Origin of the sequence: Peribacillus deserti (assembly GCF_002863585.1) — a bacterium.
GTDB classification, from domain to species: Bacteria; Bacillota; Bacilli; order Bacillales; family DSM-1321; genus Paraperibacillus; species Paraperibacillus deserti_A.
Map to the genome: position 1 here is coordinate 24,166 of NZ_PGUY01000031.1, position 26,118 is coordinate 50,283.

General features: G+C 39.7%; 23 protein-coding genes, 3 pseudogenes and 1 other annotated feature. Of the genes and pseudogenes, 13 read left to right on the top strand and 13 right to left on the bottom strand.

Going from position 1 to position 26,118, the window contains the following annotated elements; all coding sequences use genetic code 11:
* Positions 1-307: 307 nt before the first annotated feature.
* Genes CUU66_RS10240 through CUU66_RS10250 form a run of 3 tightly spaced genes read right to left on the bottom strand, consistent with a single transcriptional unit; the run spans position 308 to position 3,858 of the window.
* The gene (locus CUU66_RS10240) at positions 308-1,408 is read right to left on the bottom strand and encodes a Ger(x)C family spore germination protein (protein ID WP_101641735.1); all 1,101 of its coding nucleotides are present in this window, start codon (positions 1,406-1,408) and stop codon (positions 308-310) included.
* Positions 1,405-2,493 (bottom strand): GerAB/ArcD/ProY family transporter, encoded by a 1,089-nt coding sequence (locus tag CUU66_RS10245; protein WP_101641737.1) that lies wholly within the window; start codon positions 2,491-2,493, stop codon positions 1,405-1,407. Before CUU66_RS10245 ends, CUU66_RS10240 begins: the two co-directional genes overlap by 4 nt.
* Positions 2,494-3,858 carry a spore germination protein gene (locus tag CUU66_RS10250; RefSeq protein ID WP_101641739.1) on the bottom strand — a complete coding sequence of 455 codons (1,365 nt, stop codon included), beginning with the start codon at positions 3,856-3,858 and terminating at the stop codon, positions 2,494-2,496.
* Between the two features lie 342 nt (positions 3,859-4,200).
* Between CUU66_RS10250 and CUU66_RS24140 the strand changes: the two genes are divergently transcribed.
* The gene (locus CUU66_RS24140; RefSeq protein ID WP_180955238.1) at positions 4,201-4,362 is read left to right on the top strand and encodes a hypothetical protein; all 162 of its coding nucleotides are present in this window, start codon (positions 4,201-4,203) and stop codon (positions 4,360-4,362) included.
* A 28-nt stretch (positions 4,363-4,390) separates the two neighbouring features.
* Here the strand turns inward: CUU66_RS24140 and ileS are convergent, their stop codons facing one another.
* From ileS to CUU66_RS25215, 3 genes and pseudogenes are all read right to left on the bottom strand, one after another.
* Complete coding sequence (ileS, locus tag CUU66_RS10255; protein ID WP_101641741.1) at positions 4,391-7,480, bottom strand: isoleucine--tRNA ligase; 3,090 nt, start codon at positions 7,478-7,480, stop codon at positions 4,391-4,393.
* Between the two features lie 41 nt (positions 7,481-7,521).
* Positions 7,522-7,764: a binding site (T-box leader), on the bottom strand.
* A 162-nt stretch (positions 7,765-7,926) separates the two neighbouring features.
* Positions 7,927-8,300, bottom strand: a pseudogene (locus CUU66_RS10260) (IS21 family transposase); the annotation flags it as partial.
* 208 nt (positions 8,301-8,508) lie between these two features.
* Entirely contained in the window at positions 8,509-8,730 is a 222-nt protein-coding gene (locus tag CUU66_RS25215; protein WP_308302477.1) for a cupin domain-containing protein, read from the bottom strand.
* A gap of 132 nt (positions 8,731-8,862) precedes the next feature.
* On the opposite strand from CUU66_RS25215, the gene CUU66_RS10270 reads away from it, so the two are divergent.
* The 3 genes from CUU66_RS10270 to CUU66_RS10280 all read left to right on the top strand — a co-directional run bounded on the left by CUU66_RS10270 (position 8,863) and on the right by CUU66_RS10280 (position 9,615).
* Complete coding sequence (locus CUU66_RS10270; RefSeq protein ID WP_101641743.1) at positions 8,863-9,099, top strand: DoxX family protein; 237 nt, start codon at positions 8,863-8,865, stop codon at positions 9,097-9,099.
* 88 nt (positions 9,100-9,187) lie between these two features.
* Entirely contained in the window at positions 9,188-9,379 is a 192-nt protein-coding gene (locus CUU66_RS10275; RefSeq protein WP_101641745.1) for a 2-hydroxymuconate tautomerase, read from the top strand.
* Between the two features lie 11 nt (positions 9,380-9,390).
* Entirely contained in the window at positions 9,391-9,615 is a 225-nt protein-coding gene (locus tag CUU66_RS10280; RefSeq protein WP_101641747.1) for a hypothetical protein, read from the top strand.
* A gap of 233 nt (positions 9,616-9,848) precedes the next feature.
* Here the strand turns inward: CUU66_RS10280 and CUU66_RS10285 are convergent, their stop codons facing one another.
* Positions 9,849-10,211, bottom strand: coding sequence for a hypothetical protein (locus tag CUU66_RS10285; protein WP_101641749.1), 363 nt, complete (start codon positions 10,209-10,211; stop codon positions 9,849-9,851).
* Between the two features lie 601 nt (positions 10,212-10,812).
* Complete coding sequence (locus tag CUU66_RS10290; protein WP_101641751.1) at positions 10,813-11,520, bottom strand: DUF421 domain-containing protein; 708 nt, start codon at positions 11,518-11,520, stop codon at positions 10,813-10,815.
* Positions 11,521-11,852: 332 nt separating this feature from the next.
* Here CUU66_RS10290 and CUU66_RS10295 point away from each other — a divergent pair, with 332 nt between their 5' ends.
* Positions 11,853-12,077, top strand: coding sequence for a hypothetical protein (locus CUU66_RS10295; protein ID WP_374702987.1), 225 nt, complete (start codon positions 11,853-11,855; stop codon positions 12,075-12,077).
* A 622-nt stretch (positions 12,078-12,699) separates the two neighbouring features.
* On the opposite strand, the pseudogene CUU66_RS25395 reads toward CUU66_RS10295, so the two are convergent.
* Positions 12,700-12,774: pseudogene (locus CUU66_RS25395) on the bottom strand (hypothetical protein); the annotation flags it as partial.
* An 82-nt stretch (positions 12,775-12,856) separates the two neighbouring features.
* On the opposite strand from CUU66_RS25395, the gene CUU66_RS10305 reads away from it, so the two are divergent.
* From CUU66_RS10305 to CUU66_RS10320, 4 genes are all read left to right on the top strand, one after another.
* Entirely contained in the window at positions 12,857-13,564 is a 708-nt protein-coding gene (locus tag CUU66_RS10305; RefSeq protein ID WP_180955239.1) for a DUF421 domain-containing protein, read from the top strand.
* Positions 13,565-13,977: 413 nt separating this feature from the next.
* Positions 13,978-15,675 carry a methyl-accepting chemotaxis protein gene (locus tag CUU66_RS10310; protein WP_180955240.1) on the top strand — a complete coding sequence of 566 codons (1,698 nt, stop codon included), beginning with the start codon at positions 13,978-13,980 and terminating at the stop codon, positions 15,673-15,675.
* A gap of 120 nt (positions 15,676-15,795) precedes the next feature.
* On the top strand, positions 15,796-16,974 hold the full coding sequence (locus CUU66_RS10315) for a DHH family phosphoesterase (RefSeq protein ID WP_101641758.1): 1,179 nt from the start codon (positions 15,796-15,798) through the stop codon (positions 16,972-16,974).
* A gap of 21 nt (positions 16,975-16,995) precedes the next feature.
* Positions 16,996-17,448 carry a GNAT family N-acetyltransferase gene (locus CUU66_RS10320; protein WP_101641759.1) on the top strand — a complete coding sequence of 151 codons (453 nt, stop codon included), beginning with the start codon at positions 16,996-16,998 and terminating at the stop codon, positions 17,446-17,448.
* 48 nt (positions 17,449-17,496) lie between these two features.
* On the opposite strand, the gene CUU66_RS10325 is transcribed toward CUU66_RS10320, so the two are convergent.
* The 3 genes from CUU66_RS10325 to CUU66_RS10335 form a co-directional block, all read right to left on the bottom strand.
* Positions 17,497-17,958 (bottom strand): DinB family protein, encoded by a 462-nt coding sequence (locus tag CUU66_RS10325; RefSeq protein WP_101641761.1) that lies wholly within the window; start codon positions 17,956-17,958, stop codon positions 17,497-17,499.
* Between the two features lie 470 nt (positions 17,959-18,428).
* The gene (locus tag CUU66_RS10330; RefSeq protein WP_101641762.1) at positions 18,429-20,162 is read right to left on the bottom strand and encodes an AAA family ATPase; all 1,734 of its coding nucleotides are present in this window, start codon (positions 20,160-20,162) and stop codon (positions 18,429-18,431) included.
* Positions 20,163-20,348: 186 nt separating this feature from the next.
* Entirely contained in the window at positions 20,349-20,786 is a 438-nt protein-coding gene (locus CUU66_RS10335) for a Dps family protein (RefSeq protein ID WP_101641764.1), read from the bottom strand.
* Positions 20,787-21,231: 445 nt separating this feature from the next.
* Here CUU66_RS10335 and CUU66_RS10340 point away from each other — a divergent pair, with 445 nt between their 5' ends.
* From CUU66_RS10340 to CUU66_RS10350, 3 genes and pseudogenes are all read left to right on the top strand, one after another.
* Positions 21,232-23,379 (top strand): alpha-galactosidase, encoded by a 2,148-nt coding sequence (locus CUU66_RS10340; protein WP_101641767.1) that lies wholly within the window; start codon positions 21,232-21,234, stop codon positions 23,377-23,379.
* 194 nt (positions 23,380-23,573) lie between these two features.
* Complete coding sequence (locus CUU66_RS10345; RefSeq protein WP_180955241.1) at positions 23,574-23,849, top strand: type II toxin-antitoxin system HicB family antitoxin; 276 nt, start codon at positions 23,574-23,576, stop codon at positions 23,847-23,849.
* 221 nt (positions 23,850-24,070) lie between these two features.
* Positions 24,071-24,241 (top strand): annotated as a pseudogene (locus CUU66_RS10350) (IS110 family transposase); the annotation flags it as partial.
* 673 nt (positions 24,242-24,914) lie between these two features.
* On the opposite strand, the gene CUU66_RS10355 reads toward CUU66_RS10350, so the two are convergent.
* Positions 24,915-25,118 (bottom strand): cold-shock protein, encoded by a 204-nt coding sequence (locus tag CUU66_RS10355; RefSeq protein WP_101641771.1) that lies wholly within the window; start codon positions 25,116-25,118, stop codon positions 24,915-24,917.
* A 70-nt stretch (positions 25,119-25,188) separates the two neighbouring features.
* Here CUU66_RS10355 and CUU66_RS10360 point away from each other — a divergent pair, with 70 nt between their 5' ends.
* Positions 25,189-26,100, top strand: coding sequence for a Gfo/Idh/MocA family protein (locus CUU66_RS10360; RefSeq protein WP_101641774.1), 912 nt, complete (start codon positions 25,189-25,191; stop codon positions 26,098-26,100).
* Positions 26,101-26,118 lie beyond the last annotated feature (18 nt).

The window sequence follows — 26,118 nt, forward strand, 5'->3', positions numbered from 1 at the left end:
AACCATATAAAAAAAGGTCAACCAGAAAAATCTGGATAACCTTATAATACGATCGGGTGCGTTAGTTGAATAAACCCAAGAGCGTAAATGGATCTTGGGTTTTTCCTATTATTTTAATTACAGCAAACAGGAATATTAACTTTCAGCTTATAATAAGAAAAAGTTTGCATTACGATAAAGGCAATATTATAGGGAGGAAAAGAAATGATTAAAGGAATTGCAAATCTACAGAACAGCCCCTTCCGTCTTGCAGATTCACATTGTTAAATCCGCACATCACCTTAGAGTATTAATTCCGATTAGCTGATTAGTACATGATTCCAGTTCCTCTAAGCTTAAGGTCTGTTTTTACCTTAAAGTGAATATGTGGATAAATTTTATTCCATTTTTTAACGTTTTTTTCTGAGACTCCATGCTTAGCTTGGTACCTTAGGCCAAGGCCTAAAGGGTCTGATCCTGTTTTTTGTATGGTTTCCAACGTGCTCTTTACTCGTTTACTTATTACTTCAGATGCCAGCCTTTGATCCTCCAGCAGCTCATAGTTATGGTATATCTTTTTGTCGGAAGATTCAATATATCCATCGATCTTAATATGAACGTTGACATATGGCTTTTTATTCCTCGGAATCACGACTTTTGTCTTCGTATTAAAACTTTCTACATTTACAAAAAATTCATTTTCTCCCTGTTTAACATTGATCTGCCCTCTTCTGCCAGTGTTAAGAAGCTCATTCAAAATCCTTGTTTCATCTCTGTTTAATTCCTTGCTTAGTCTGGAGCCTTTAAATAAAACTACCTTGTTGATCACGTAAGTATCTTTTAAAGGCTGAATTACAGGCAGATATGGATCTATTCCTTCTTCTCTAAGCCGCATATAAAAGTCATTAAGTATTTCAGGTATGATGTACGGAGAGTCATTGGAAGTTTCATCAAAGGACAGAATGATAGCATTTGAGGGGAGCCGTTCCGATTTCGCTTTCACTCTGATCACCTTTTCCGCAGTTGGTTCGCCAAGTGCCATATAGGCTATTCCCTGGATATCCCTTCGACGCATGAACCAGTTCAAAACCTCAGCCTGGTGTTTTCGAAGAATCGCTTTATTAAAAACTAGTACTCTGCAGTGGCCAAAATCAAAATCTTTATCTACCTTGGATTTCATGACCCGTACCGCTTCAGCGATGGAATCTGCGTTTTCAGAAATCACCTGAAAGTTAGTTTTGCCTGGCTGAACCTGTGGGGAGGGAATCGCTAATTTTAAAGAAACATGGTATGGTTTTTGCGGGTTTTTCGAATAATCCACGCCAATGGACGTCACAAAAAAACGTTTGTCAATGTCCTTATATGCACAGCCTGTTAACAAACCCACTAGTACAGCAAAAGTACAAACGAGTGCTACTTTCCTGTTCATGCTTGTTTCCTCCTTAAGGGAAGCAAAGAAAGCGCCAATACTAGAAGAATCTCCACAGGGAGCCGCAGGTTAAACCAGATTTTTGCAGCCTCGAAATAAGATCTTTGGTTGAGGGTTTCCTGAAAATAGACAGTCAGAAATCCTACAATCCCCAGAAAGACCAGTGGAAAAAGCCGTTTCCCTGTTTTTCTATCTTCTATTCCGAAAGCTCCTTTCATAAGCTCCAGTCCCACATTCCATGTAATGATCCCAAATAGAATCGACAAGATCATAAAAATCATAACTAAAAGAAAGCTTGTTCGTTCAATAAAACCATATTCCATTCTTAATGTATCCACAGTTACCATCCAAGGGAATACAAAATCACCGATTGATTTGATTCCTAAAAATCCAAAGGGAATTAAATATGTAAAAACCAGGATTAATGTTCCTAAGACAGGAATAAGCCAGAAGTGTTTAAGTATTCTCTTGGCTTGAATATTTCTGTTCATAATGACAAGGTTAATATATCCGGTAAACATATAACTGGCAGCAGCGACAGAGCTGTAGTTAGGCATTTCCCAGCTGTATTGGAGAACTCTTTTTATATGTACTGGGTAAAAATAGTCACTCGTCAACGCTTTATAGATGATAAAAGCAATGAATGGTGAAGCTGTTAGGACGGAAAATCCTGTTTTATAAATGATAGATTGTGTCCCGCGGGTAGATCCGTATATGAGCACAAGAACAAGAAATCCTAAAATGATTTTCAAATCCATCTCGGGATTTACATAGAGCTTAACTAAATAGGCAAACGAACCAATAGCCAGACTCCCAGCAGCGATCCACATTAACGATAAAAATAGTAAAAAGGGAATCCTAATATACCCGGGCAGCAGATCCATGAATATTTCCGGCAGGCCGTTATAGGGATATTTGCTTATTGCCTTTATAAATATATAGGACAAAATGGACCCGATGACAATACTTATGGCCATTGAGGTAACTGCGCCATTGAAGCGGTGTTGAATTAAAATCAGCGGGACATTAAAAATGATGTGCACAAACATATTCAAAAAAACAATCATATAAAAATAACGCGCCAATTACCCTTTCTCCCCCTTCGGATTTTCAGTTATTTTCTCTATCCTCCTCGAGGAACCCCGATATAATCTCAAGAAAGGGGTGCCGAAGCTTCTCTTGTCAGTAAGATAACATATTAGCAGGATAAGTCCTGCTACCACACCCATCATCCCAAAAAAACTTGCGAGAAGAATTAATGGATAGCGAGCCACCCTAATGGCAAAGCTCATTGGATTAACGGGTATCGTAAAATTAGAAATGGCGACAAATGCAGTAATGATAATCATGATGGAACTGACTAGCTGAGCCTGCTGCGCCGCCTGCCCGAGTATGAGCCCGCCAACGGTAGTTGCTGTCGGTCCAATCGCTTTCGGCAGCCTAATACTGGATTCAACTAGCATCTCTACAGCCAGCATCATGAATGCTACTTCAAAAAAAGAGGGATATGGAACTCCTGCACGGCTTCCAGCAATAGTAGCCGCCAGCTGAGACCTGAGTATTTCAGGGTTATACGAAGTAAGAGCTATATACAAGGCTGGCAGAACAAGGGTAATGAGAAGACCAATATATCTAATTCCAATCATCAGCATGTTGGTCCAAAAAGTGTGTGAAGTATCATCCATCGAGGACATAAAATCGAAAAAAACAGCAGGGACAATAAGGGCAAAAGGAGTTCCATGCATGAGAATAATAACTTTTCCCTGTGAAAGATTTAACGCAATCCGGTCCGGCCGTTCCGTAATCATCATAATCGGAAACAAATGATGTTTTTTCTTGGTCATGGCGTTTTCAAGCTGGCCGATCGCCTGAATCATATCCATCTTAATTTCCGGCAGACGCTTCTTTACATCACTTAAAACATCATGATCTACCAGCTTTTTATCGTACATAAGAGCAATTGGTGTTTTAGACATCGTTCCGACGGTCTGCTGTTCCATGATTAAATGTTCAGAAGGGTAACGGTTTCTTACTAAATTAATATTAGTACTTAAGTTCTCGCTTAACGCCTTTTGGGGACCGAGAACCGCCATTTCAACAGCTGAATCCCCCGGCTGGTTATTTGTGGCTTTCTTTGCATCATACGAAAAAATAAAATCCGTAGTGATTATCAAGAGATTTCCCTTAATAAGCAGTGATAATAAATTGTCTTCGGTTTTTAGCTGTCTGCAAGGGGGGAGTGAGAGCAAATGCAATAAATATTTATCCTCTTTTTCACATAACAGCAAAGGATCAATGAGGTCTTTATTTATCTTTTTGTAGTCAATTAAACTTTCTATATAGACGAGGACAATTTTTTTGCGGAAAGAATCAATATCCTGTATTTTAAAATCGTTGCTATTGCCAAGCTGCTCCTTTAAGGTGCTGACTATTTTCTGTTGGTTTGCCATATCATCTTCACACCTCTTAGTTCATGTCATTGCTGTAGTATTTGTAAAAAATTTATGATGTATACCAATGGATAGCCGATTTGGCAATTTAGGACAAAAAAGCATAATCCTGAAACATCCAGAATTATGCCAAAGCAGTGGTCTTTTTAGATAGCGTTGTAAAGAACCAATATGAATGGCTTGGGAATGTGTTTTCAATAACCGACTTCGATCCAAAAATCCGAACATCTTCTTTAAAACTCATCTGTGATTAATCAAATTTACTGATGGCTTAATTGTCTAGCAGTTCTAGAGGAGGATGAAAATGGAGAATAAAACAAAGAGAGAGTTTCGAAGGTAAGATTGGATGCAATCACTAGGGAATTAATTGAAGAATTCGACTTGGAATCCATTGTGGGCGACTTGGCTTATATTAATGAAATTATTTTTGAGTATGGTGGTTCTAAGAACCATCATTGTATTTTAATATGGTTAACGGTAAGGGAAAAGGATAAATTAATATAAAGAAGACCCTAAGTAGGGTCTTCTTTAGTTATTTAATACCAACAAGGAATTCCTCCGTTTCAACTTTAACCTTATCCATCTGGTCAACAGTGGAAAAATGAAGATGTTCTAAGATGATGTTTTTTCTGATTAATTGCTCATAAGATGTTAATAATTGCTTAAAAGCATCTGAACAAGAAATGTATAATTCAATTCTTTTCTCGACCGGTAAATCCAGCTTACGCCGCAAATCCTGAATACTGCGTACAAATTCACGAACAGTGCCTTCCCGTTTAAGTTCTTCTGTAATATTTGTATCTAGGATCACAGTAAAATCACGATTCGATGTTTCAAAATAACCTTTTAAGGCAGCTGTTTTATGGACTTGAACGTCCTCTTGTACAAGCATCACAGTCTCTGTATGATCCAGCCTGAGAGAAAGAGAACCATTATGAAGGAATTGAAGGATATCATCATTAGTGACCTTGCTTAATTTATTATTTAATTCATTTACATATTTGCCAAACTTAGGTCCAGCAGACTTAAAGTTAAGTTTTAATTTGTACGAGATATAATCATTGGATGAATCAGCCCAGTCGATTCGTTTCAGATTTAGCTCATCTTTTATAATTTCTTCAAAACCAGATAAAGATTTTACGTCAAGATGATTTGAGACAACAACCATGTTTGAGAGCGGCTGCTTGGTTTTGATCTGATGAGCATGACGCACACTCCTGCCTAATTCTACAATCTGTAATACTGCCTCCATCTGCTTTTCTAATTCATCATCCATATACTCCGGCTGTGATTCTGGATAATCTGAAAGGTGTACACTCTTACCTTTTAATGAGTAATAGACCTCATCGGAAATAAAAGGAACGAAAGGAGAGAGCAATTTTGCTGTATCGACCAAGAGCCTGTGAAGGGTTTGAAAGGCTGCTGCTTTATCGTCAGACATCCCTTGGCTCCAGAAACGTTCTCGGTTTCTTCGTATATACCAATTACTGATCTCCTCAATAAGCTTTCCAGCTAGTCTTGCGGCATTAGTAACCTGGTAGTCATCCATTTCTTTCTTCATGAGTTTAGTTGTAGTCATTAATCGGGATAGAATCCAACGATCCATAAGTGTATATGAATCACTTTTATGAGTATCCGGGTCGAAAGAATCGATTTCGGCGTATAAGGTGTAGAAATGAAGCAGGCTCGACAAGGTGTCTACCAGTTTTGATTTAGCTTCCTGTACATTCCGTTCGGAAAACTTCTTAGGATTCCAGGGAGCACTGTCTTCGATTAGAGACCATCTCAGAGCATCAGCACCGAACGATTTAATTAAATCCATTGGGTCTAACGCATTCCCTTTGCTTTTGGACATCTTTTGTCCGTGTTCATCCAGTACATGACCTGTTGCTAATACGTTTTTATAAGGAGCCTTCCCTGTATATAACATGGAAACGGCAAACAATGAATAAAACCAGCCTCGTGTTTGGTCAATCCCTTCTACAACCACATCAGCAGGAAACTGAGTTTCAAATAGTTTCTGATTCTCGAAAGGCGTATGGTACTGGGCAAAAGGCATAGAGCCACTGTCGAACCATACATCAATCACTTCAGGAGTTCTATGCATGGTTCCCTCACAAGAAGGGCACGCGAACGTAATCTCATCAACATAGGGTTTATGAAGCTCGATATCTGTAAGGGGCTGCTCCGATTTTGATAGTAATTCATGGATGCTTTTAGGAGACATCTCGTGGTTACATGATTCACAGACCCAAACATTCAAAGGTGTGCCCCAATAACGATTTCGGCTGATGTTCCAGTCAACCAGACCTTCTAGGAAGTTTCCAAAGCGTCCGTTCTTTATATGTCCTGGATACCAATTAACCCCTTGATTTGCAGCGATAAATTGTTCTTTTAAAGCAGTGGTTTTAATAAACCAGCTTTCAGTAGCATAGTAGAGTAAAGGAGTATCACATCTCCAGCAATGCGGGTAAGAATGTTCATATCTTTCTTTATGAAATAATAAGTCTTTCTCGTGAAGCAGCTTGACTATATCAACATCGCTCTCCTTGACCAGCTGGCCGGCTAGTGGAGTTACAACATCCAGATATCTGCCTCTTTCGTCGACAAGATTGATGAAGGATAACTCCTGCTCCTGAACAAGACGGTAATCATCCTCGCCAAATGCAGGAGCGATATGGACAATACCTGTTCCACTGACATCCGTTACAAAATCTCCTTCGACGATCACATGACCGCGTTCAACCTCAACAAAGTCAAAAGGAGGCTGATAGGAAAGACCAACTATTTCTTTTCCCTTTAATGTCTCAACAATGGCATAAGGCTCTTTTAGTACATGTTCTACCAGAGACTGGGAAACGATATACACTTCATTGCCGGTTTGGGCTTTTACATAATTCATGTCAGGATTGACGGCCAGGGCTACATTGGATGGAAGAGTCCAAGGAGTGGTAGTCCATCCTAGAACGTAAACATGATCCGTGCCGACTAATTTGAATTTAACCGTGGCACTTAAATCCTTCACATCCTTATACCCTTGAGCCACTTCATGGGAGCTTAAGGAAGTCTGGCAGCTCGGGCAGTAGGGAGAAACTCTGTGCCCCTTGTATAACCATCCTTTATCATGAATCGTACCAAGGATATTCCATACAGACTCAATATAACTATTATTCATTGTCATGTAGGGGTCATCCATGTCTACCCAATATCCTAAATCCCTTGTGAAATCTCTCCATTGCTTTTCATAAGAAAACACGCTTTCCTTACATTTCTGAATGAAGGGTTCCACACCATATTTCTCAATTTCTTGTTTCCCTGATATGCCAAGAGCTTTCTCGACACCCAATTCTACCGGTAATCCGTGGGTATCCCATCCGGCTTTCCTCATTACATGCTGGCCGTTCATCGTTTGATATCTGGCAATGATGTCCTTTATCGTTCTGCCTAGAGCATGCCCAACGTGAGGCAGACCGTTAGCTGTAGGGGGACCCTCATAAAAAACAAACGTTTCCTGACCTTCTCTGTTCTTCATAGACTGCTGGAAAATATCATGTTTCTCCCAGTAATTCAGAATGTGTCGGTCACGTGTCGTTCTACTTTCTTTAGACCTGTTTAACTCCATTTTTAAAACCTCCTTATAAAATAAAAAACACCCGTCCCTATAAAAGGGACGAGTGTGTCACCCGCGTTACCACCCAAATTCTGCTGCAAATATGCAGCAGCACTTTGTCAACGTACTATCATACGTGTTCCTTTTAACGGTGGAAAGCCCGTCATGACTTACTCAGTGTTCAGCCATGCACCTCAGAGATGATTTTTCTGAATAGATTCCCTCACTGGCTCTCACCATACCCAGTTCGCTGTTGGAGTTTGTCTAAACGTACTTGTTCTCTTCATCGATTTTCTAAAAATTGGAATCAATTGTTAATAATAATAACACTATTCAGTACGAATAAATTTTGTTTTAGTTTTCTTGCGTAGTTTTTTAATTTTGTTAAAGTATTTTGTTGTTCCATCTAAGCTCCCCCTATACGATTTCTTCCGTGCGTCCTCCATAAAATTGAAATGCATTGGTTGTTCAGGGACTGCTTCGTATTGACGAACAATCACTTTCTTCTCAATCTGATAGATTTCCCTGACTTCTTTTACATAAGATCTGACAGTACTTCCCCCGACTACCAGATCGGGGTATCTCTCAAGGAGCCAATCATGAATCTGTGCACCACTCAGGTGGGGGTACTCTTCTATCCAGGCAAGTATTCAGTCTTTATAGCTGTCTAACTTCTTCTTCCTCCCATGAAATTCTTCATTGTAAGCTTTTGCTTCCTCCAATATCATATCTAAATATTTATGGACAGTTGGCCTTGAGACCTTAAGCTCCTTAGGATTTGTGCTACTTTAAATTTCCGTTTATGTAATTCCTGAATCTTTACATACAACACTAATTTCTCCTCCAAATCCTAACCTCCAGTAAAATAACATCACAAACTATTTTACTAAAGTTTTAGGCTGATAGAGTAAAAGTGTAAAATCTAATTAAGCGAAAACTGTCAATTATATTCTAGCGTTTACACGACCTTAACGAAGTAGACCAGGGTGCTGTATAAGAACCACTAAAAAATCTAATAAAGATGCAATACTAACCGATTTCTATAATACATCCCTCAATTCAGTATCTGAGTAAATCGAGATGAACACTACTGCTTTTTCGTCACCAATATTTTTCACAAAGTGTGGGACACTCGCATTCCTGCTAAAGGAATCCTCTCCTTGATCGGCATGTATTTTCCCTTCCAATACTAAATGACATTCTTCACCCTCGTGGGAATGAGGTTCTCCAATTGAGGCTCCTGGTGGGAATTCGACTATCATGGTTCTTAGTCCACCCTTAGAAGCTAAGTATTCAATCTTTAACTCATTAAAGAAAGAATTTGTTCTTGCCTCTTTCCGGACGACAAGCATATGCTGTTTCTTTTCCAAAAGCAAGTAAGGGAGAGGAACCCTATGGTAAATAGATATGAAGTAAGTGCACTAATTTTAAGGTTAATATTAGGAATAAGTTTCTTTATTCATGGATTAACAAAATTACAGGGAGGCATTGAAAACACGGTTGGATGGTTTAGTAGTATCGGGCTGCCCGGGTTTCTTGCATTTGGTGTGGCTGTATTAGAAGTGGCAGGTGAAGTTGCCTTAATGCTTGGATTATTTTCTAGTGGGTTTCTGCCTTGTTCGTTTTGCTAATGTTAATTCAATTAAAAACCTTTGTTTAATTAAGCATTACACCGATTCAGGGGTAATGCTTCTTTTTAAATAAAGAAAGGGGAAACATATGCCGATTATTCAAATCACATTACTTGAAGGAAGAGATCAAGAAACCATCGAAACTTGTATACGGAATGTAGCACGTACAATTCAGGAATTGCTTGGGGCTCCATTAACAAGTATTCGGGTCATTGTGAATGAAGTTCCCAAAAATCGTTTTGCGGTTGGAGATACACTTAAAAGTGAGATATCGGAATAAGGAGGGTATCAATGATTAACTATCGTAATATTGCCGAAGATTTAATTAAGGCTGAGGAACAAAGAAAAGCAATTTCTTGTATTTCTGATCAGCATTTAGAATTTAATCAAGAAATGGGATATAAGGTACAACAGGAACTGGTAAAGTTAAAAATTGAGTCAGGCCACAGGGTGACGGCGTACAAGATGGGGCTGACCAGTTTTGCTACATTGTCAGCCCTTTTCTTGTTTCACTAACGGGGCAGCATTCCTGTAATGAATGAAAATGAGGTTTGAATAAAAAAATAACCTCTTGGTAGAATGAGAGAGTCCTAAAGCTGCACGCGAAAAGGACGAACTCATTAAACCAGGAGGATATAAAATGAATTATAACTAAAATGAAAAGATTGCTCAAATCACTTCTCAGACTCTTATTATAGGTGATATTGCCAAGCTCAAGCATGTCGCACGTGCAGGAATATAGAATAAAGTTACCAGCACAAAGAAACGGTAATTCCAAAACATGCCTTAGTACCCGTTGGAGGAAAGAAAATAATAGCTATACGGTCAGGGTTAATTTGGGCTCTAAATGGCGTGCGAACGCCAGCCGAACGAATAAGCTGGTTGACCCTGGTGTTTTGACCCCCTGCCGCTGCCCGTTTTAACTGTCTGGCAAAATTCGCATTATTCCCAATCGCATTTAAGAGCTGCGCAATTTCTTGTGTAAGCGGTATAAACCGCCTGGCTGATGCCTGAAAATCCCGTACATCACTCGGATCCTGCGGCATAGCGAATCTGTATTGGTCATTAACATACCCCTGTTGAAGATAATTAGGCGGAACGAGCCATTCCATTTCAACCTCTCCTTTTGCTGTTGCTTTAGGCAGTATATGGGTTAGACAAGAACTGGGTTCCAGACGGGTAGCCAGTTGTTACGATTTAACTAGTTGAGTTGGTGATTAATGAATGCGGGACAGAGTAGGGGAAGGAAGAAATAGCTAAAGTAATGTCCTTCATAGGGTCGATGAAGGACAAAACTCAGGTGAGCAGCTAAAGAAATGTCCTTCAGATGGGAGCAACACTACCAGATAATGCTTCTTACGAGAAAATTATTTTTGCTGGTACAGAAACGAATTCACAGTGTAGTGGACATCTTGAAGGGGCACTTCAATCAGCTGATCAGGCAGTTTTTAAAATCATTATTTAAAATAAAAAAGCTATGAGAATGCTAAAAGTTACACCAACTTTCTCCACAATCAGATAGTAAATATTGTACTTAAAGTAGCGGGTGCTTCAATCCAAGAGGGTTTGAAGCACCTTTTTGTGGGATTCCTTTATTAAACAAACGAGGCAGTATTGTATGTGCGTTAGTTAAAAAACGTAACGTATAGCTGCTATACATTCGTGAGGTGCATATATTTACTCAGGGCAAGTCGCCTAATTGACTATATAAGTTTAGTTGTTCTCACCCGGTTTATAATAATTGGGATCATTTTTATGGCCTTTAAATTTGTTATCATCGATACTTAACTGCCCGTTTTGTGAATACGTTGCTAGCATAATCTCATCTACCTTTAATCCATGTTTCTGCAGTTTTTTATACAGCCAATCCCGATGGAGTTTAAGGTATTTTAAATTATGATTCATTATTTGACCATCCATGATGAGGGGAATAGGTATGTATGCTTCTTTAACCTTTTTGTCGAGATCTGCAGGCTGTACTGGACGGTAGTCCGATTTTGGTATTACACTAATACTTCCGGTATCCTCCATTAAAGCAATCGCTATTTGGGAAGTATCCGCGTAACCTTTGATACGCAGCTGCGCCAGTAATTCGTCCAAGGGCATCCGGACTTTTTTTAACCCCTCTCTATCGATATCACCATTCCGAATTAATACCGTAGGACTTTCATAAAGAATCCACCTTAATTGATTTTGTAAGGCCAAACGGGCAAAGATTTTATATAAAATCACTATGACTGCTGAATAGGCTAATGCTTTAAGGATATTTGTGTCCTCTAACGGCTCGCTTATGACATTGCCAAGTATTAGAATGAATAATAAGTCAAAGCTGTGTAACTGCGATACTGTTGATTTCCCACTTAATCTCAAAAGTAGATATCCAACGATAAAAATTACAACCGGCTTGTAAATATACTCCATTTATGACTCTCCCCTTACAGTTTTTCCACTATATGTTACCCAAAGAAACAATAAATAGTTGTATATTCATCATCTACTTTAAATTGTTATCGTCATTCTGTAATATCCACCATAAAGGGATAAGAAGATTACAAAGTAGTTCAGGACAAAATTGGAAACGAAATATAAACCACCTTCGAAAAGGTGGTTTAACATTGGACCTTTATATGGCTAACGGTGCGTTTAATCAGGCTGCCACAGCAGCCTGATTTGCATTTCCACTAAGAGAATAATTTTGACATCGAAGCAAAGAATACTAATAGTAATTGAAATTTGAAAGGGGACATAATCTCTTGAAAAAATATTTATTTGCTTTCATGACAGTTCTTTTGTCTTTTGGAATAGTTTCAGGCTGTAATAGCGCTGATAATAATGAGCCAGATCCATCAGAGGAACCTTCTGAACAGCATCAACAGGATAAAAATAATGATGCTGATGACAATGAACCAGATCCGACAGAAGAGCCTTCTGAACAGAAACAACAAGAAAACGAACAAAAAGAAGAGGAGAACGAATAATTTCCTCTTTTAAGATAAATAATTATATTCCCCATTCAAAAAAATCCTGCTTACTTAGAGCAGGATTTCCTGTTTATAATGGGCTTAGTTTAAGTATTATGCTGCATGATTAATGCCATTTTGTTTACCATTTGTTTTTACGCTTATCTATCATTGGCAAAATTGCACTAATGTATGCCTAACCATTCCAACAAAGGAATCCAGGCTACACATGAAGTGATAATTCCAAGAATGCTTTCGTGTTTGTTTGTATTTTCCCTTATGAAAAATATTAAGGTTACTATGTGTAAGATATTACAATTAACGGTGTCAAAGCTAACCCAATAAAATTCACTTTCAGTGATATTCCAGCACTTGATGTTATCAAAAATCAATCCCTTATTATTGTGAAGTAACAGTTAGAAAAGATCATAGGTTTGAGATTGGTTATAAAATATATTTTAATAAAACTCGAAAGAAAAGTCTGTAGACCGGGGTATACATTTGCAAATAAAAAAGAAAATTACATTTTTTATCCTAGAAATTTTAGTTTTATGATGAAATGTACTTAAACTATCGGGCGCATTAGTTGAGTAAGATACAGTTGCTTCGGCAGCCCATACTGCCCCTATGAAAGGTTTTATTATCTAAGACTTGACATTTTTTGCTGAGCCATCCCGACTAAACGATTTGTAATTTCGCCTCCAACTGTTCCGTTAGCAAGTGAAAATGTCTACCGTGGACTAGACATGAATGAATCTTCAAATACTAAACATTATTCTGGTTCAGGGGAGATGAAAGTGGAAACATTTTACCGTCCATTCTTGGTGTTTGTGGTAGGATATTTATTTTTAAGGATTACTGGAAAAAAAGCAGTAGCTGAAATGCATTCTTTTGATTTATTGTATACGTATATTCTTACCAATATCATCAGCATGCCTGTTGAGGCTGGTAATGTGGGAAAGGCTTTTACTTACGCTGGTATAATAGTCATTTTGTATAAAACTTTTATACATTTATCCACACACAATAAATTAAGGTGGATTTTATATGAGAGTCCTACGGTATTAATTCAAAACGGTGATATTAAAAAGACAGGGTTGAAAAAGGTCCGGATGCCCATCAATCAATTATTGTCACAATTAAGAGTTAAAGGATACACTGATACTCAAAGTATTGCCTTGGCAGTGATGGAGGAAACAGGCAGTATCAGTGTTATCCCAAAGTCGGAATATCGACCAATTCAACCCAAGGATTTAAAATTACCTGTAAAAAAAGAATATGTGCCTATTCCGCTGATAATGGACGGTCAAATTGTTTACCATAATTTAAAGTATCTGCAATTAGACCAAAGTTGGTTAATGAAAGAACTTAACAAAACCGGTAACGAAGTTCAGAACGTCATATTAGCCACTTATTTAGAAGATGGAAGCTTATTTATAGATAATAATGATATCCAAGACCATAAAAACGATCCATATTACTACAAGCCAGGGCGAAATAATTAAATTATCAAATCAAGGTGATATAAATTTGATTGAAAAAGGGTGAGTTTCCAGAGTGGAGGAAAGCACCTTTTTTGTTGAACAGCTGAATATGTATCAGGGGAGTTAAGGATACAGCCTGAAGAAATTTAATCTGCTCCATTTGCAGATTGAATCGATGAACATGCATATAAATTTTTTATCCGGCCACATATCAATTAAGGATTTATTGATAAACTCAGGAACGATCCGATTGTTCCTTAGACATGGGAGGTTAATCCTTTGAAGCGGAGGATCCGGATTGATTCTTAGAATCTGTATATGTAAAGGAGAAATTCTTTTAAAAAAACTTTTATCTAAAAATTTCTAACTATCTGCATTCATGTGTCGATAATAAAGATGGATATACATAATCATCACAGAAGGATGGAATGCATATGAAATTGAAGATGAAAGTAGGAACGAAAATAAGAGGAGCTTTTTTGACCCTCTTCTTATTGCTTGGCTGTGCGGCGGCACTGGCTTGGTACGAGATAGGACAGGTTGATCATACATATTCCAGTCTGTTAGATACTGAAGTAGTGAGCATGACACGGGTTAAGGAATTAAAAGCAGAGCTGAATCAGCAATCCAGCGAAGCGCGCGGCTTCCTCATTACGGGGGATGAGGCGAATATGGCGGAATATCAGGAGTCAGCCAATAAATTTGAGAAAAATGTGCTGTTGATTTTATCCCAATCAAAGGACCCGGAGTTCATTAAATTGGTCAAGAAAATTGATGAACTGCAAGGCGACTATAACATGGTGATTGAAAAGGAGGTCCAAGCCAAAAAAGCTGAGAATACCAACTTATATATGACAATCGTCAAAACTAGCGCAAAAGATGTTGGTGCAAATTTCAGAGAAGCTGTCGATAAAGCAGTGGAATATCAGATAAAAAAAGTGGATCAGGTCAGCTCAGAAGCTAATCACGCCACTAAGCAGACTCAGTGGATTGTCATCGCTATCAGTATTTTCTCATTAGCAGCAGCTCTTACGCTTTCGTATCTTGTGAATCATGCCATTACTAAACCTATTATCGCTGCTTCAAAGGCGATTAATAAAGTAGCAGACGGTGATCTGGCAGTCAATGAAATCAAAGTTAAAAATAAAGACGAAATAGGCACACTCATAGCTTCTCTGAATCATATGGTACGGAATCTGCGGACGATCGTGGGAGAGGTTAATCAATCCGCAAGCCATGTTGCCGCAAGCAGTGAGCAGCTGGCTGCAAGTTCAGAGGAAAGTACTGCCGCTGCAGAACAAATTGCCCATAACACACAAAGGGCCTCACAGGGCATGGAAATACAGCTGCAGCAGTTTGAAACTGTATCCTTATCGGTAAGTCATATGACCTCAGGCCTTGAACAGATCTCTGAAAACAGTAATGACATGCTTTCCGCTTCCGAGGAAGCAGGCGCAGTCACTAAAAAAGGTACGCAATCTATTGCGAATGTTGTGAATCAGATGGGCCTCATACATGGTTCCGTAAGCGAAGCTTCTGAGTATATTCAATCACTGGATGTCCGTTCTGCAGAAATCAGCAATATTGTCAGCTTGATTACCGGAATAGCCGACCAAACCAATCTGCTGGCATTAAATGCGGCCATTGAAGCGGCCAGGGCCGGGGAACAGGGCAGAGGATTTGCCGTTGTAGCAGATGAAGTCAGAAAGCTTGCAGAGGAATCGAAGAGATCTGCAGATCAGATAACCAACATGATTATTTTGATCCAGGATGAAATTAAACAAGCTGTACAGTCAATGGAGAAAGGAAGTCAATTAGTAAATGACGGATTAACAGAATCTGCGGAAGCCAATGCAGCTTTTGACTCCATTTCCCATTCAATAGAATCCGTAACTTCAAAAGTAAAAGAAGTATCCGCTTCTGTTCAGGAGTTGACTGCTTCCAGCGGGCAGATTACTGAAGCGGTATTGGAAGTAAGAGAAATTAATCAGACCAGTGCGGCAGCGACTTTGGAAAGCTCAGCAGCCACAGAAGAACAGCTGGCTACCATGGAAGAAGTAACAGCCTCGGCTGAAGCATTATCCAAGCTTGCAGAAGATTTGCAGTCAACCATTTCTCATTTTAAAATGTAAATAAAGCCCGGGAAGCTATAAACGCTTTCCGGGTTTTATAATCCCATCTTAAACCGGAATATATTTCTTGCGTAATTCAAAACATAAGAGAGGTTTTCTTTTACAATTTGGAGGTTGCATATGTATACATTACTGACACACAATGATTTAGATGGAGTGGGCTGTGGGATTTTAGCCAAGCTTGCATTCGGAGACAAAGTTGAAGTCCGATATAATTCAATATCCAGCTTAAACAGGCAGGTAGAGCATTTCCTCGAAAGAAATGATTTCTCACAAAACTTACTTATAACAGATTTATCCGTAAATGAAAAAAATGAAGAAGGAATTGAAGAATTTATCAGCCGAGGCGGCAAAGTAACCTTGATCGATCATCATGTTACAGCCATTCACCTCAATCAGTATGACTGGGGATATGTAGCAGTCGAGGATGAAGAAGGACGGCCTGCTTCAGCCACTTCGCTTTTATATCATTATTTAATCAGCCAGGATTTTTTAAGTCCTTCACAAGCAGCAGATGAATTCGTAGAGCTTGTCAGGCTGTACGACACATGGGAATGGGACCGCCTCTCCATACAGGATGCTAAGCGGCTGAATGATTTGTTCTTTATGTTTTCAATTGAAGAATTTGAAGAAAAAATGTCTGCAAGGATTATGAATAGTGAAAAATTCACCTTTGATGAATTGGAATTGAAGCTTTTGGACATAGAAGAAAATAAAATTGACCGATATATCCGGAGGAAAAAGCGGGAAGTATACCAAACCTTCATTGAAGGTGAATGTGCCGGAATTGTCCATGCCGAATCCTACCATTCAGAGCTTGGCAATGAATTGATGAAAGAGTTCAGCCACTTGGATTACATAGCGATTGTGATGGTTGGCGGTAAAAGAATAAGCCTTCGGACTATCCACGACCATATCGATGTATCAAAGGTAGCTGCACGCTATCATGGGGGGGGACATCAAAAAGCATCAGGCTGCAATCTGACACAAGAGGGATTTTCTTTATTTGTTGAACAGCCGTTTTTAATTGAACCTCTAAAAGCGGATGCTTTTCATAATCGATATAATATAAAAGAACCAGAAACATTCTGTTTGTTCAGCAACCATAATCAGGACACCATTTTAATCAGCAGGGAAGCCGAGAAAGAATGGCGGCTCGAAATAAATAAAGAGTTAATTGGGATTTACCCGGCATTTTCAGACGCTGAACGGGTAGTGAAAAGACAATATTCTGCCTGGCTCGTACGCGATGATTTGTATGTGGAGTTCCTAAGAAAGAAATATGTAGAGAAAAAGTGAGCCGGTCACGGGGGAGGAACAATGATTAAAAAAATCAATCATACTGATATACAAGATGCTGTGGAAATATTAAGGGTCCAGCTTCCAGCGTATAAAAGGGAAGCCGAACTTATAGGGTTTCAGGGGATTCCCCAATTAAAGGATCAGACAGAAGATATCCAAAGCAGTTCAGAAGTGTTTACCGGCTATTATGAAGGAGACATGCTATGCGGATTTATTTCTTTCGAAATCTTGGGGGAAACCATGGACATTTGCAGATTAGTCGTTGACCCCGAACATTTCCGCAAAGGAATTGCGGGGAGGCTCATCCAGTATTTATTAGAAGAAAATCCTCATCTTAAGAAGATGACAGTAAGTACAGGAACGGCGAATCTTCCGGCTGTTAATTTATACGAAAAATATGGATTTAAGCGGGCAGGTACAACTGAAATAACGAACGGAATTACTCTGACTCAATTAGTAAAGCAAATCTAATACAAACAACCAGGACCGCTGAATAAGCAAGCCTGGTTGTTTGTATGATCAGCCCCTTTTTACAAACATCGGCAAATCTGTATGACCCATTTCACGTACATAAACAAATAACGAGCCTTTATGATGAATTTCATGATCCAGCGCTACTTGCAGGAACTGTCTCGCACTCATATTCCTTCCAAACATAGCGGATACATCGATTTCTTTCTCAAAGTCGCTGTCTGAGAAAGATTCAAGAATCCGCCTGGTCTTATCTGTGTAGAGCTCTGCTAGTTTTTGCAGATCAGATTCCTCTTCGGTCTTTTCTTGAAATGCACTTGGGTTTCCTGCCTTTGCAGTCGCAGCAAACTTATAAAAGGACTCCAGCATGTGAGTGACCAGCTTACTTGCAGTCATGGAAGTTTCTGTAGGCTTATACTGGTAATGGTCTTTACTGATTTTGCCAATCAGCTCATTTGTAACATCTCTGTGAGATAAAAAATAGTGTAGAAAACGGTTTGCTTTGCTCAATTCATAACCCTCTCCCAATATAAAAGTTTCTGTATGTACGGATAAACTTATGTCCATCCACATTCATTATATTCTAATGAATGTGTGCCGAAAAGAGAACCGCCTTGTACAGAGCGGAAAAAAATAAAGGTGCCTGTCACGAATGAGACGGAAAAGGAAGACTCCCGACGAGGGACCCGTACCGGTCCGAATAGAGCAAGCCCTATTGAGTTGTCCAACTGTGCAAATCAATAGGTATTTATTTTTAAGTAAAAGGCTTTGTTAGTGCTCTTTGTTGATTTTTTCACTGTGTTGATTGGAACGGATATGCGAGACTCCTGCGGGAAGAGCGAGTCGAGGGAGACCCCACAGGCGCGTCATGCGCCGAGGAGGCTCCCGGACCGCCCGCGGAAAGCGAGTGCCTGCTAGCTGCAATCAACAGGCAACTTTAACAGAGCAAAGTATAAAAAAACCAGCTCAGGCTGAGCTGGTTAAACCATGGCTAAATCAATTAAGTCCATCTCGTTTACAATCTGATCAACTTCCCAGCCTTCAAGTGTTTCTTTTTTGAGAAGGGCATTTACAAGAGCATCAAATTGTAAGCGGTGAGTATCGATCAACATTTCAGTTTGTTCCAGGGCTTCATGGAAAAGCTCTTTCATTTTTTGTTCCTTATCCTCTTTCGTGAATGAAAGGGTAAATCCATCCTGAAGGACTCCGAGATCAACCATTTGTTCAATGATTTGTTTCGCCTGCTGGACATCTCCTCCTACACCGATGCTGTGCTCCCCGAGGAACATCCGTTCAGAGACACCGCCTGCCAGAATCATTTTGACCCGATCCATTAAGTCAGAAGCGGTGGATAAGTGCATTTCCTTTGGAATCGGAGCTACATATCCTAAAGCCTGCCCGCGTGGAATAATGGTTGCTTTTCTAACAGATCCAGGCTTGGTGAGCGAAGAAATGAGTGCATGTCCGGCTTCATGGATAGCCACTCTCCGTTTTGTTTCTTCGTTGTTCATGGTTCTTGACGTGCTTCCTAAGATCGTGCGGTCGAGTGCGAAATCTAAATCGCTTTTTGTAATCTTCTCTAGTCCATTTCTCACAGCTCTTCTGCTTGCCAACTCAAATAATGAGCTCAGCTCTGCCCCCGAAAAACCGGACGTACTTTCCGCCAGAGTATCTAAAGAGGCCGCTACATCGTCTGCAAGTCGTTTTCCTTTTACATGGATATCAATGATATCACGTCGTCCCTGCGTGTCCGGAAGAGGTACTTCAAATGAAAAATCGACACGGCCCGGACGAAGAAAAGCATCGTCTAGCATATCTTTCCGGTTTGTAGCGGATATGAATAAGATCCCTTCATTATCAAGGCCGCCGTCCAGCTGAACTAATAGCTCAGTCAGGGTCTTTTCAGATTCTTCACCGCCATGCTGCTTCCTCTTGGCTGCAAGAGCATCTACTTCATCTATAAAGATGACTGCAGGTGTCTGCTTCCGCGCTGCCTGGAACAAGCTTCGGACGCGGGAGGCACCCACCCCAACGAACATTTCGTTGAATGAAGCACCGCTGGCAGTGAAAAAGCTGGCTCCAATTTCATGAGCCATTGCCTGAGCAAGCAGGGTTTTTCCGGTTCCCGGAGGTCCATAGAGCAGAATGCCCTTTGGAGGCTTAATTCCAATACTAGCTGATCTTTCCGGTTCTTTTATGATGGAAAGAGTCTGCAGAATTTCTTCTTTCATTTCTTCAGGAAGGCCGCCAACTTCTTTAAGCGTAATATTCGGCAGAGGACGGGCCTTTGCAATGCCGGATTTTATTGTATTAGAAGCACCCACGCCGCCTTTAGATTTCTTTTGATATAAAAGTCCCCCGCCAATAATGAGGATGATTAAACCGCCCATGATCCAGCCGCCATACTGGCTGCTGCTAGAATAGGTGTAGTGTACATTATATTTCTCTACAAGTTTATCTACCATCTGGCTGTTAGGAGGGACATAAGAAACATACTTTCCTTGAGGAGTTGTAAGAATCAATTTACCATCCTGCTGTTCTTTAAGGGAAACAGGTTCACCCTTTACAGATTGGATCGTCTCGGCCATAGAAGAAAATGGAATCGTCATTTCTTTCGTTGTCCCTTTAATAATCCAAAAAACCGCACCAACAATTATCAATAAACCTGCGAGGGGCAGAACGAACTTCGACATTAATTTCGGACGTGAATTCAAAGACTCATCTCCTTCTATATGATACTTAAATTATAGAAAATTAAGATATATTATACAAAGGGAAATTGATAGAATCCATCCGGTAAATAGTGGAAGTTTCAAGCAAACAGGTTTAAAATGCTGAAAAGCGGTTTTTGTTGTAGAAAAACAAAAAAATAGTGCCTGGCCGGCACTATTTATCTTATCTTATCCCTCCAAGAAGGTTGAAAACATCCATAAATGCTTTTCAAGCGAAACAGAGATGCCAAGCAGCAAGTCGCTGGTTCCTTCATCTCCAGCCTCCTGTGCAGCTTCCATCCCTGCTGCCAGTTCTTTAATCAGCTGCTGGAAATCAGCACGCAATGTTTCTACCATCTCCATTGTATTTTCATTGCCTGAAGCTTCACTGATGGAAGCAGTCGCAAGGACGTCCTTTAAAGTCGCTACAGGGCGTCCTTTTATGGCTAATAAGCGTTCTGCCAATTCGTCTACATATTGATTGGCTTCATTGTATAATTCTTCAAATTTGGCATGAAGCGTAAAAAAGTTTTGTCCCTTAACAAACCAGTGGTAATTATGGAGCTTCGTATATAGAACGGTCCAATTTGCCACCTGCTGGTTTAATACACTGGATACATCTGACATTGCTGTTACCTCCTGAAATTGGTCTCAATGGTTATCTTTTGAAAAAAATCATGAAATATACTTTTGTTTTTTTCAATACTTTCTTTTTCCTCTAATCCTGTGAATATAAACATTAGGACCAAGCTTCTATGAAATGATACAGAGGATATCATTCACCTGGCTGCACAAAAAAGCGGGCACTTATCGGACAAGAAGGGGGGGGAAGTAAGCGAAGGAGAATCATATGTAAGGTCGGGGCATTGGCCCAGAATACAGTTCATTAAGAAACACTTTTTATATGGTTGTACCACTGCCCTTCAAAGTATCTCTCTCATAAACAATAGACAAAGAACTGTGAGAAATTAGATTACTTCTTGCCCGAATAACCCCTCCATGCATGACCGCTCCTAATCTTCCATATATATGGCTATAGACGTCGTGGAATAATACAGCGGGCGGTGATAGAATGGGCATTCGTGTTCGTCGGGACCAAAGAGTTTTTTCACTGGACGGTAAGAATAGCAGCTACATCTTCTGCATCGATAAGGATGGCTCTTTGCTGCATCTTTACTGGGGCGGGAAAATCAGCAGTCTGGATGATTTTGACCTTCCTGTGAGTAAGGGTATTTCAACCTTTGAGGCCAAGGAAGATATTATGCCGGAAGAATTCACAGCGTGGGGGCAGCTGCGATACAAAGAGCCTTCTATAAAGGCATCCTTGGGAGACGGCACCCGAGATCTACACCTGGTATATGAAGGCTTTGAGGCAGAAGATGACACATTATCCGTCATGTTAGCGGATGCTTTTTACCGGCTTAAGATCCAGCTTGTTTATAAAATATATCCAGATTTCGATATGATTGAAAGATATATACTGCTGAAGAATGAGGATAAATATGAGTTAACCATACAAAAGATTTATAGCGGGGAATGGAACTTTATGGGGACGAATTATTATATTACTAATGTCCAGGGCACTTGGGCAAACGAAGGTAACGTCTTCCGGAATAAAATAAACCCGGGTAAACATGTGCTGGAAAGTCGAAAAGGAATTACTTCCCATAATCATAGTCCATACTTTATGGTGGATGCCCATGCGGAAGAGCATAGGGGGGAGGTGTATTTTGGAATCCTTTCGCACAGCGGTAATTTTAAACTTACCCTGGAACAGCAGCCTTTCGGCCATACAAGAATCCTGCTGGGGATCAATGATTTCGATTCCGTTATTACTGTCTCCTCTGAAGAAAGCTTTAAAACGCCGTCTGTAATTTTCGGGTACACCAAGGCTGGTTTTAATGGTGCTTCTAACACTTTGAATCAATTCAGCCTTAAGTGCCTTATTCCAGAGGAACATAGAGAAACAGAAAGACCTGTACTGTATAACAGCTGGGAAGCAGTACGTTTTAATGTGAATCATGAAAATCAGGCTGAGCTGGCTGAAAAGGCGGCAGCTCTTGGAGTAGAGCTCTTCGTTGTCGACGACGGCTGGTTTAAAAACCGAAAGCATTCTTCGTCTGGCCTCGGGGATTGGTATCCGGATGAAGATAAGTTTCCAGAAGGCCTGGATCCATTAATAAAAAAAGTGAAGAACTTAAATATGCAATTCGGACTTTGGATTGAGCCGGAAATGGTAAATCCAGATAGTTATTTATTCAGAATGCATCCAGATTGGGTGTACGGCTTCGAAAACAGGGAACACAGCCTGTCCCGTAAACAGCTGATTTTGAATCTAACCAAACAGGAAGTCAGGAACTATGTATTTTATGTTCTAGATCAATTATTAACTAAACACGACATTTCCTATATTAAATGGGATATGAACAGGCCCTTTTCTGAGCCGGGAGCATTGAATCTTCCAAAAGAGAAACAGCAGGAAATCTGGATTCTTCACAATCGGCATGTTTTTGAGATTATAAAAAAATTAAGGAACAGACATCCCCATGTCCTATGGGAAGCATGTGCTTCCGGAGGCGGCAGAGTAAATTTCGAAGCGCTGCAGTACTTTGACCAATTCTGGCCGAGCGATAATACGGATGCTTTGGATCGGCTGTCCATACAGCGTGGGTTCAGCATGGCATATCCAATAAAAACGATGGCATCATGGGTGACAGACTCGCCTAATATATACTCAAAAAGGGAACTGCCCATGAAGTTCAGATGCCATACTGCCATGATGGGCACCATGGGCGTCGGCTGCAATCTGCAGTCACTTACTGCTGAAGAATTGAACATACTATCGGAAAACATTGCTTATTATAAAAAAATCAGACCTATTATCCAAGAAGGTCATTTTTACAGATTAAGCTTCATATCAGATAGCGGTTATCATGCTGTCCAATATACCAAAAACCAAAGGTCCGTCATATTTGCATTACAAAAAGGAAGGACCCGAAAAGGGAAACACCTCACACTTAAACTGAAAAATTTGAAGCCAGAGTCCCGCTATTGCATCTCTTATAACGGGAAAGTCGCTGCCATTAAATCAGGCGATTACTTGATGAATGCCGGCATCCGCCTTCACATGGAAGGCGAATATGATAGCTGTGTGTTTGAAGTTTTCCCAAAAATGGGTGAGCTCTATAAAAGTAATAAGGGAAAAATTAGTTTGTTTTAATGACTGAACGTAAGGGAACTCCATACATGCGGGTTTCTTTTTTTTTGTCTGGGGAAGGCTTTCTGGAACGAAGATGCAGTTAAATCCGTGCAAATGCAAAAAAATTAGCGGCTGCAAAGTTATATTTGTCTCAGACAGATACAAACTAAGAGTAATAGCTCTTATTGTCAGAGGCAAACATGGGAGGTGAGCAAATGCCGTTTTATCAATTTTATGCGCTAGTTGAGCCAAGGGAAGACGCTTTTTTTGTAAAGTTTCCAGACATCAAGAGCTGCTTCGCAGAGGGTAAGACACGAACGGAAGCAGTTACTCTTGCAGAAGATACGCTTGGTGCTTATCTTTCATTTTGCGAGGATGAACGGACAGAGATACCGGAACCCTCGTCAGAAAGCGATATTGAAGTTATACAGGGAACCAGTTTAGTACAGGTACAGGTAAATACCGATCAATACAAGGGGCGGACACCGTGAAGCCCCTGTTTTTTTATTTAACAAGTTTAAGACCAGAAAATAAAATTTCTGTGCGGAGAATGGGTATTATTAGAGCAAAAATCGGAACTTAAGGAACAAGAATTAGAATTTAAGAGCAATTCCTGTATTAAAAGAATTTGAGGTTTGAACAAAAAAAGCGCCTCCTGTATGCTGGGTTTTGAATGACCGACATTCATTCCCTAAAGAGGAGGACGCTTCACATGAAGTATAAGCAAAAAGACAAAAAGAATCAACGTATTCAACAAATTACTGGACAGACTCTGATCATAGGGGCGGATATTGCCAAGAAAACTCATTATGTTCGTGCAATCGATTATCGCGGTATAGAGCTTGGTAATAGATGTATCTTTAATAATGATCGCCAGGGGCTGTTATAAGAGGGAAAATCAGAATTTGTGAGGGAGAAACGGAATTTAAGATGTAAAAGTAAAATAAGAGATTATTAAGTAGTATCTGAATTTAAGTAGCGGAAATCAAAATTTAAGAGCCAAAAATGGAATTTAAGAGCGAAAATCAGAATTTAAGAGCGAAAATCAGAATTTAAGAGTGAAAATCAGAATTAAAGAGCGGAAATCAGAATTTAAGAGTGAAAACCATAATTTAAGAGTGAAACCAGAATTTAAGAGCGAAAATCAGAATTTAAGACCGAAATTCAGAATTTAAGAGTGAAAATCAGAATTTAAGAGCAGAAATCAGAATTTAAGAGTGAAAACCATAATTTAAGAGTGAAAACCAGAATTTAAGAGCGAAACCAAAATTTAAGAGTGAAAAATGGAATTAAGCGCAAGATTAGAACTTTAGAATGAGCGACGGAATTTTCAGCTGGATGCTCCCCAGCCCTGATATTTGCCTCATAGTATCTCCCAGCAATAAAGCTTATAAAAGGCTAACCACATCGTCATGATGTCCGCCGGATACCACTCACTGAGTTCACCACAACGATTACTAAAGTCACTTATCACTTCCCTTAACAAAAAAGAGTTAATCCAATCAGGATTAACTCAAGTGAAAAAACATATAATTGCTGCTTAGGAAAAAATTGAGTTATGATTTTTTATGAAGGTTGGGAGTGATTTTAACTAAAAGGCGTTCTCCAGCTTCCATTTTTTCACCGCATAAAGGGCAGTCTGGCAGATCTTCGAATGAGTAGTCTTTTCTCATCCACCCTTTGCAGTCCTCTGATTGACATTCCCAAACTTCAATTTGTTCTTTCGGTTGTGGTTCTTCCCATTTTTTACTATTATACATGTATAATCACAACTCCTTTTACTTATTGTATCATGAATCTGGCGTTTTTTATTAAACAGGGGGCTAAGAAATGTTAAAAATAGGCGTAATCGGTTTAGGTGACATTGCACAAAAAGCATACCTCCCTATTTTAAGCGGAATTTCTGGGGTGGAATTTCACTTGTTTACGAGAAATCTGGACAAATTAAGAGAAATAGGGGAGAAATATCGCTGGGAGGAGCTGCATGAAAGTCTAGATTCCCTTATTCAGTCAGGCGTCAAAGGTGCTTTTGTACATACTGCCACAGAATCACATGAAGAAATCATCAGGAATTTATTAGAGCATGGCATTCATGTTTTTGTAGATAAACCCATAACATATAACTACGAATCTTCAAAAGCGCTTGTGGAGCTGGCACAGAAAAAGAATGTGACGTTAACAGTTGGTTTTAATCGAAGATTTGCTCCTCCTTATCAGTTTTTAAATGAAATTAAAGATCGGAATATGGTCATCATGCAGAAAAACCGTAAGGACCATCCTGATGAGGTGAGACGGTTTATTTTCGATGACTTTATTCATGTCGTGGATACAATACGACATTTACATCCTTATGAAATAGAACAGACAATTATTACAGGTAAAAAAACCGTTTCAGGAAAGCTGTCTCATGTGACCCTGCAGCTTCTTTCAAAAAATGGTACCGCAATCGGCGTTATGAATCGGGACAGCGGTACATCGGAGGAAAAGGTAGAAGTTTTCGGTCCGGAAGAAAAAAGATCGGCCATCAATGTAACCGATACGGTTATTCTGAGGGATAAGACTGAATCTAAGCCTGGCGGCAATGACTGGGAGCCGACACTGAGGAAGCGCGGCTTTGAACAGATGATTCATAATTATATAGATTTCTTAAAAGGCAGCTCGCAGCCCTGCATAACACCTGAAGATGCGCTGGTTACCCATGAGCTGTGTGAAAAAATTGTGGTGCAATTAGAGAGAGAGTAATCTGCGGAGGATGGAAGG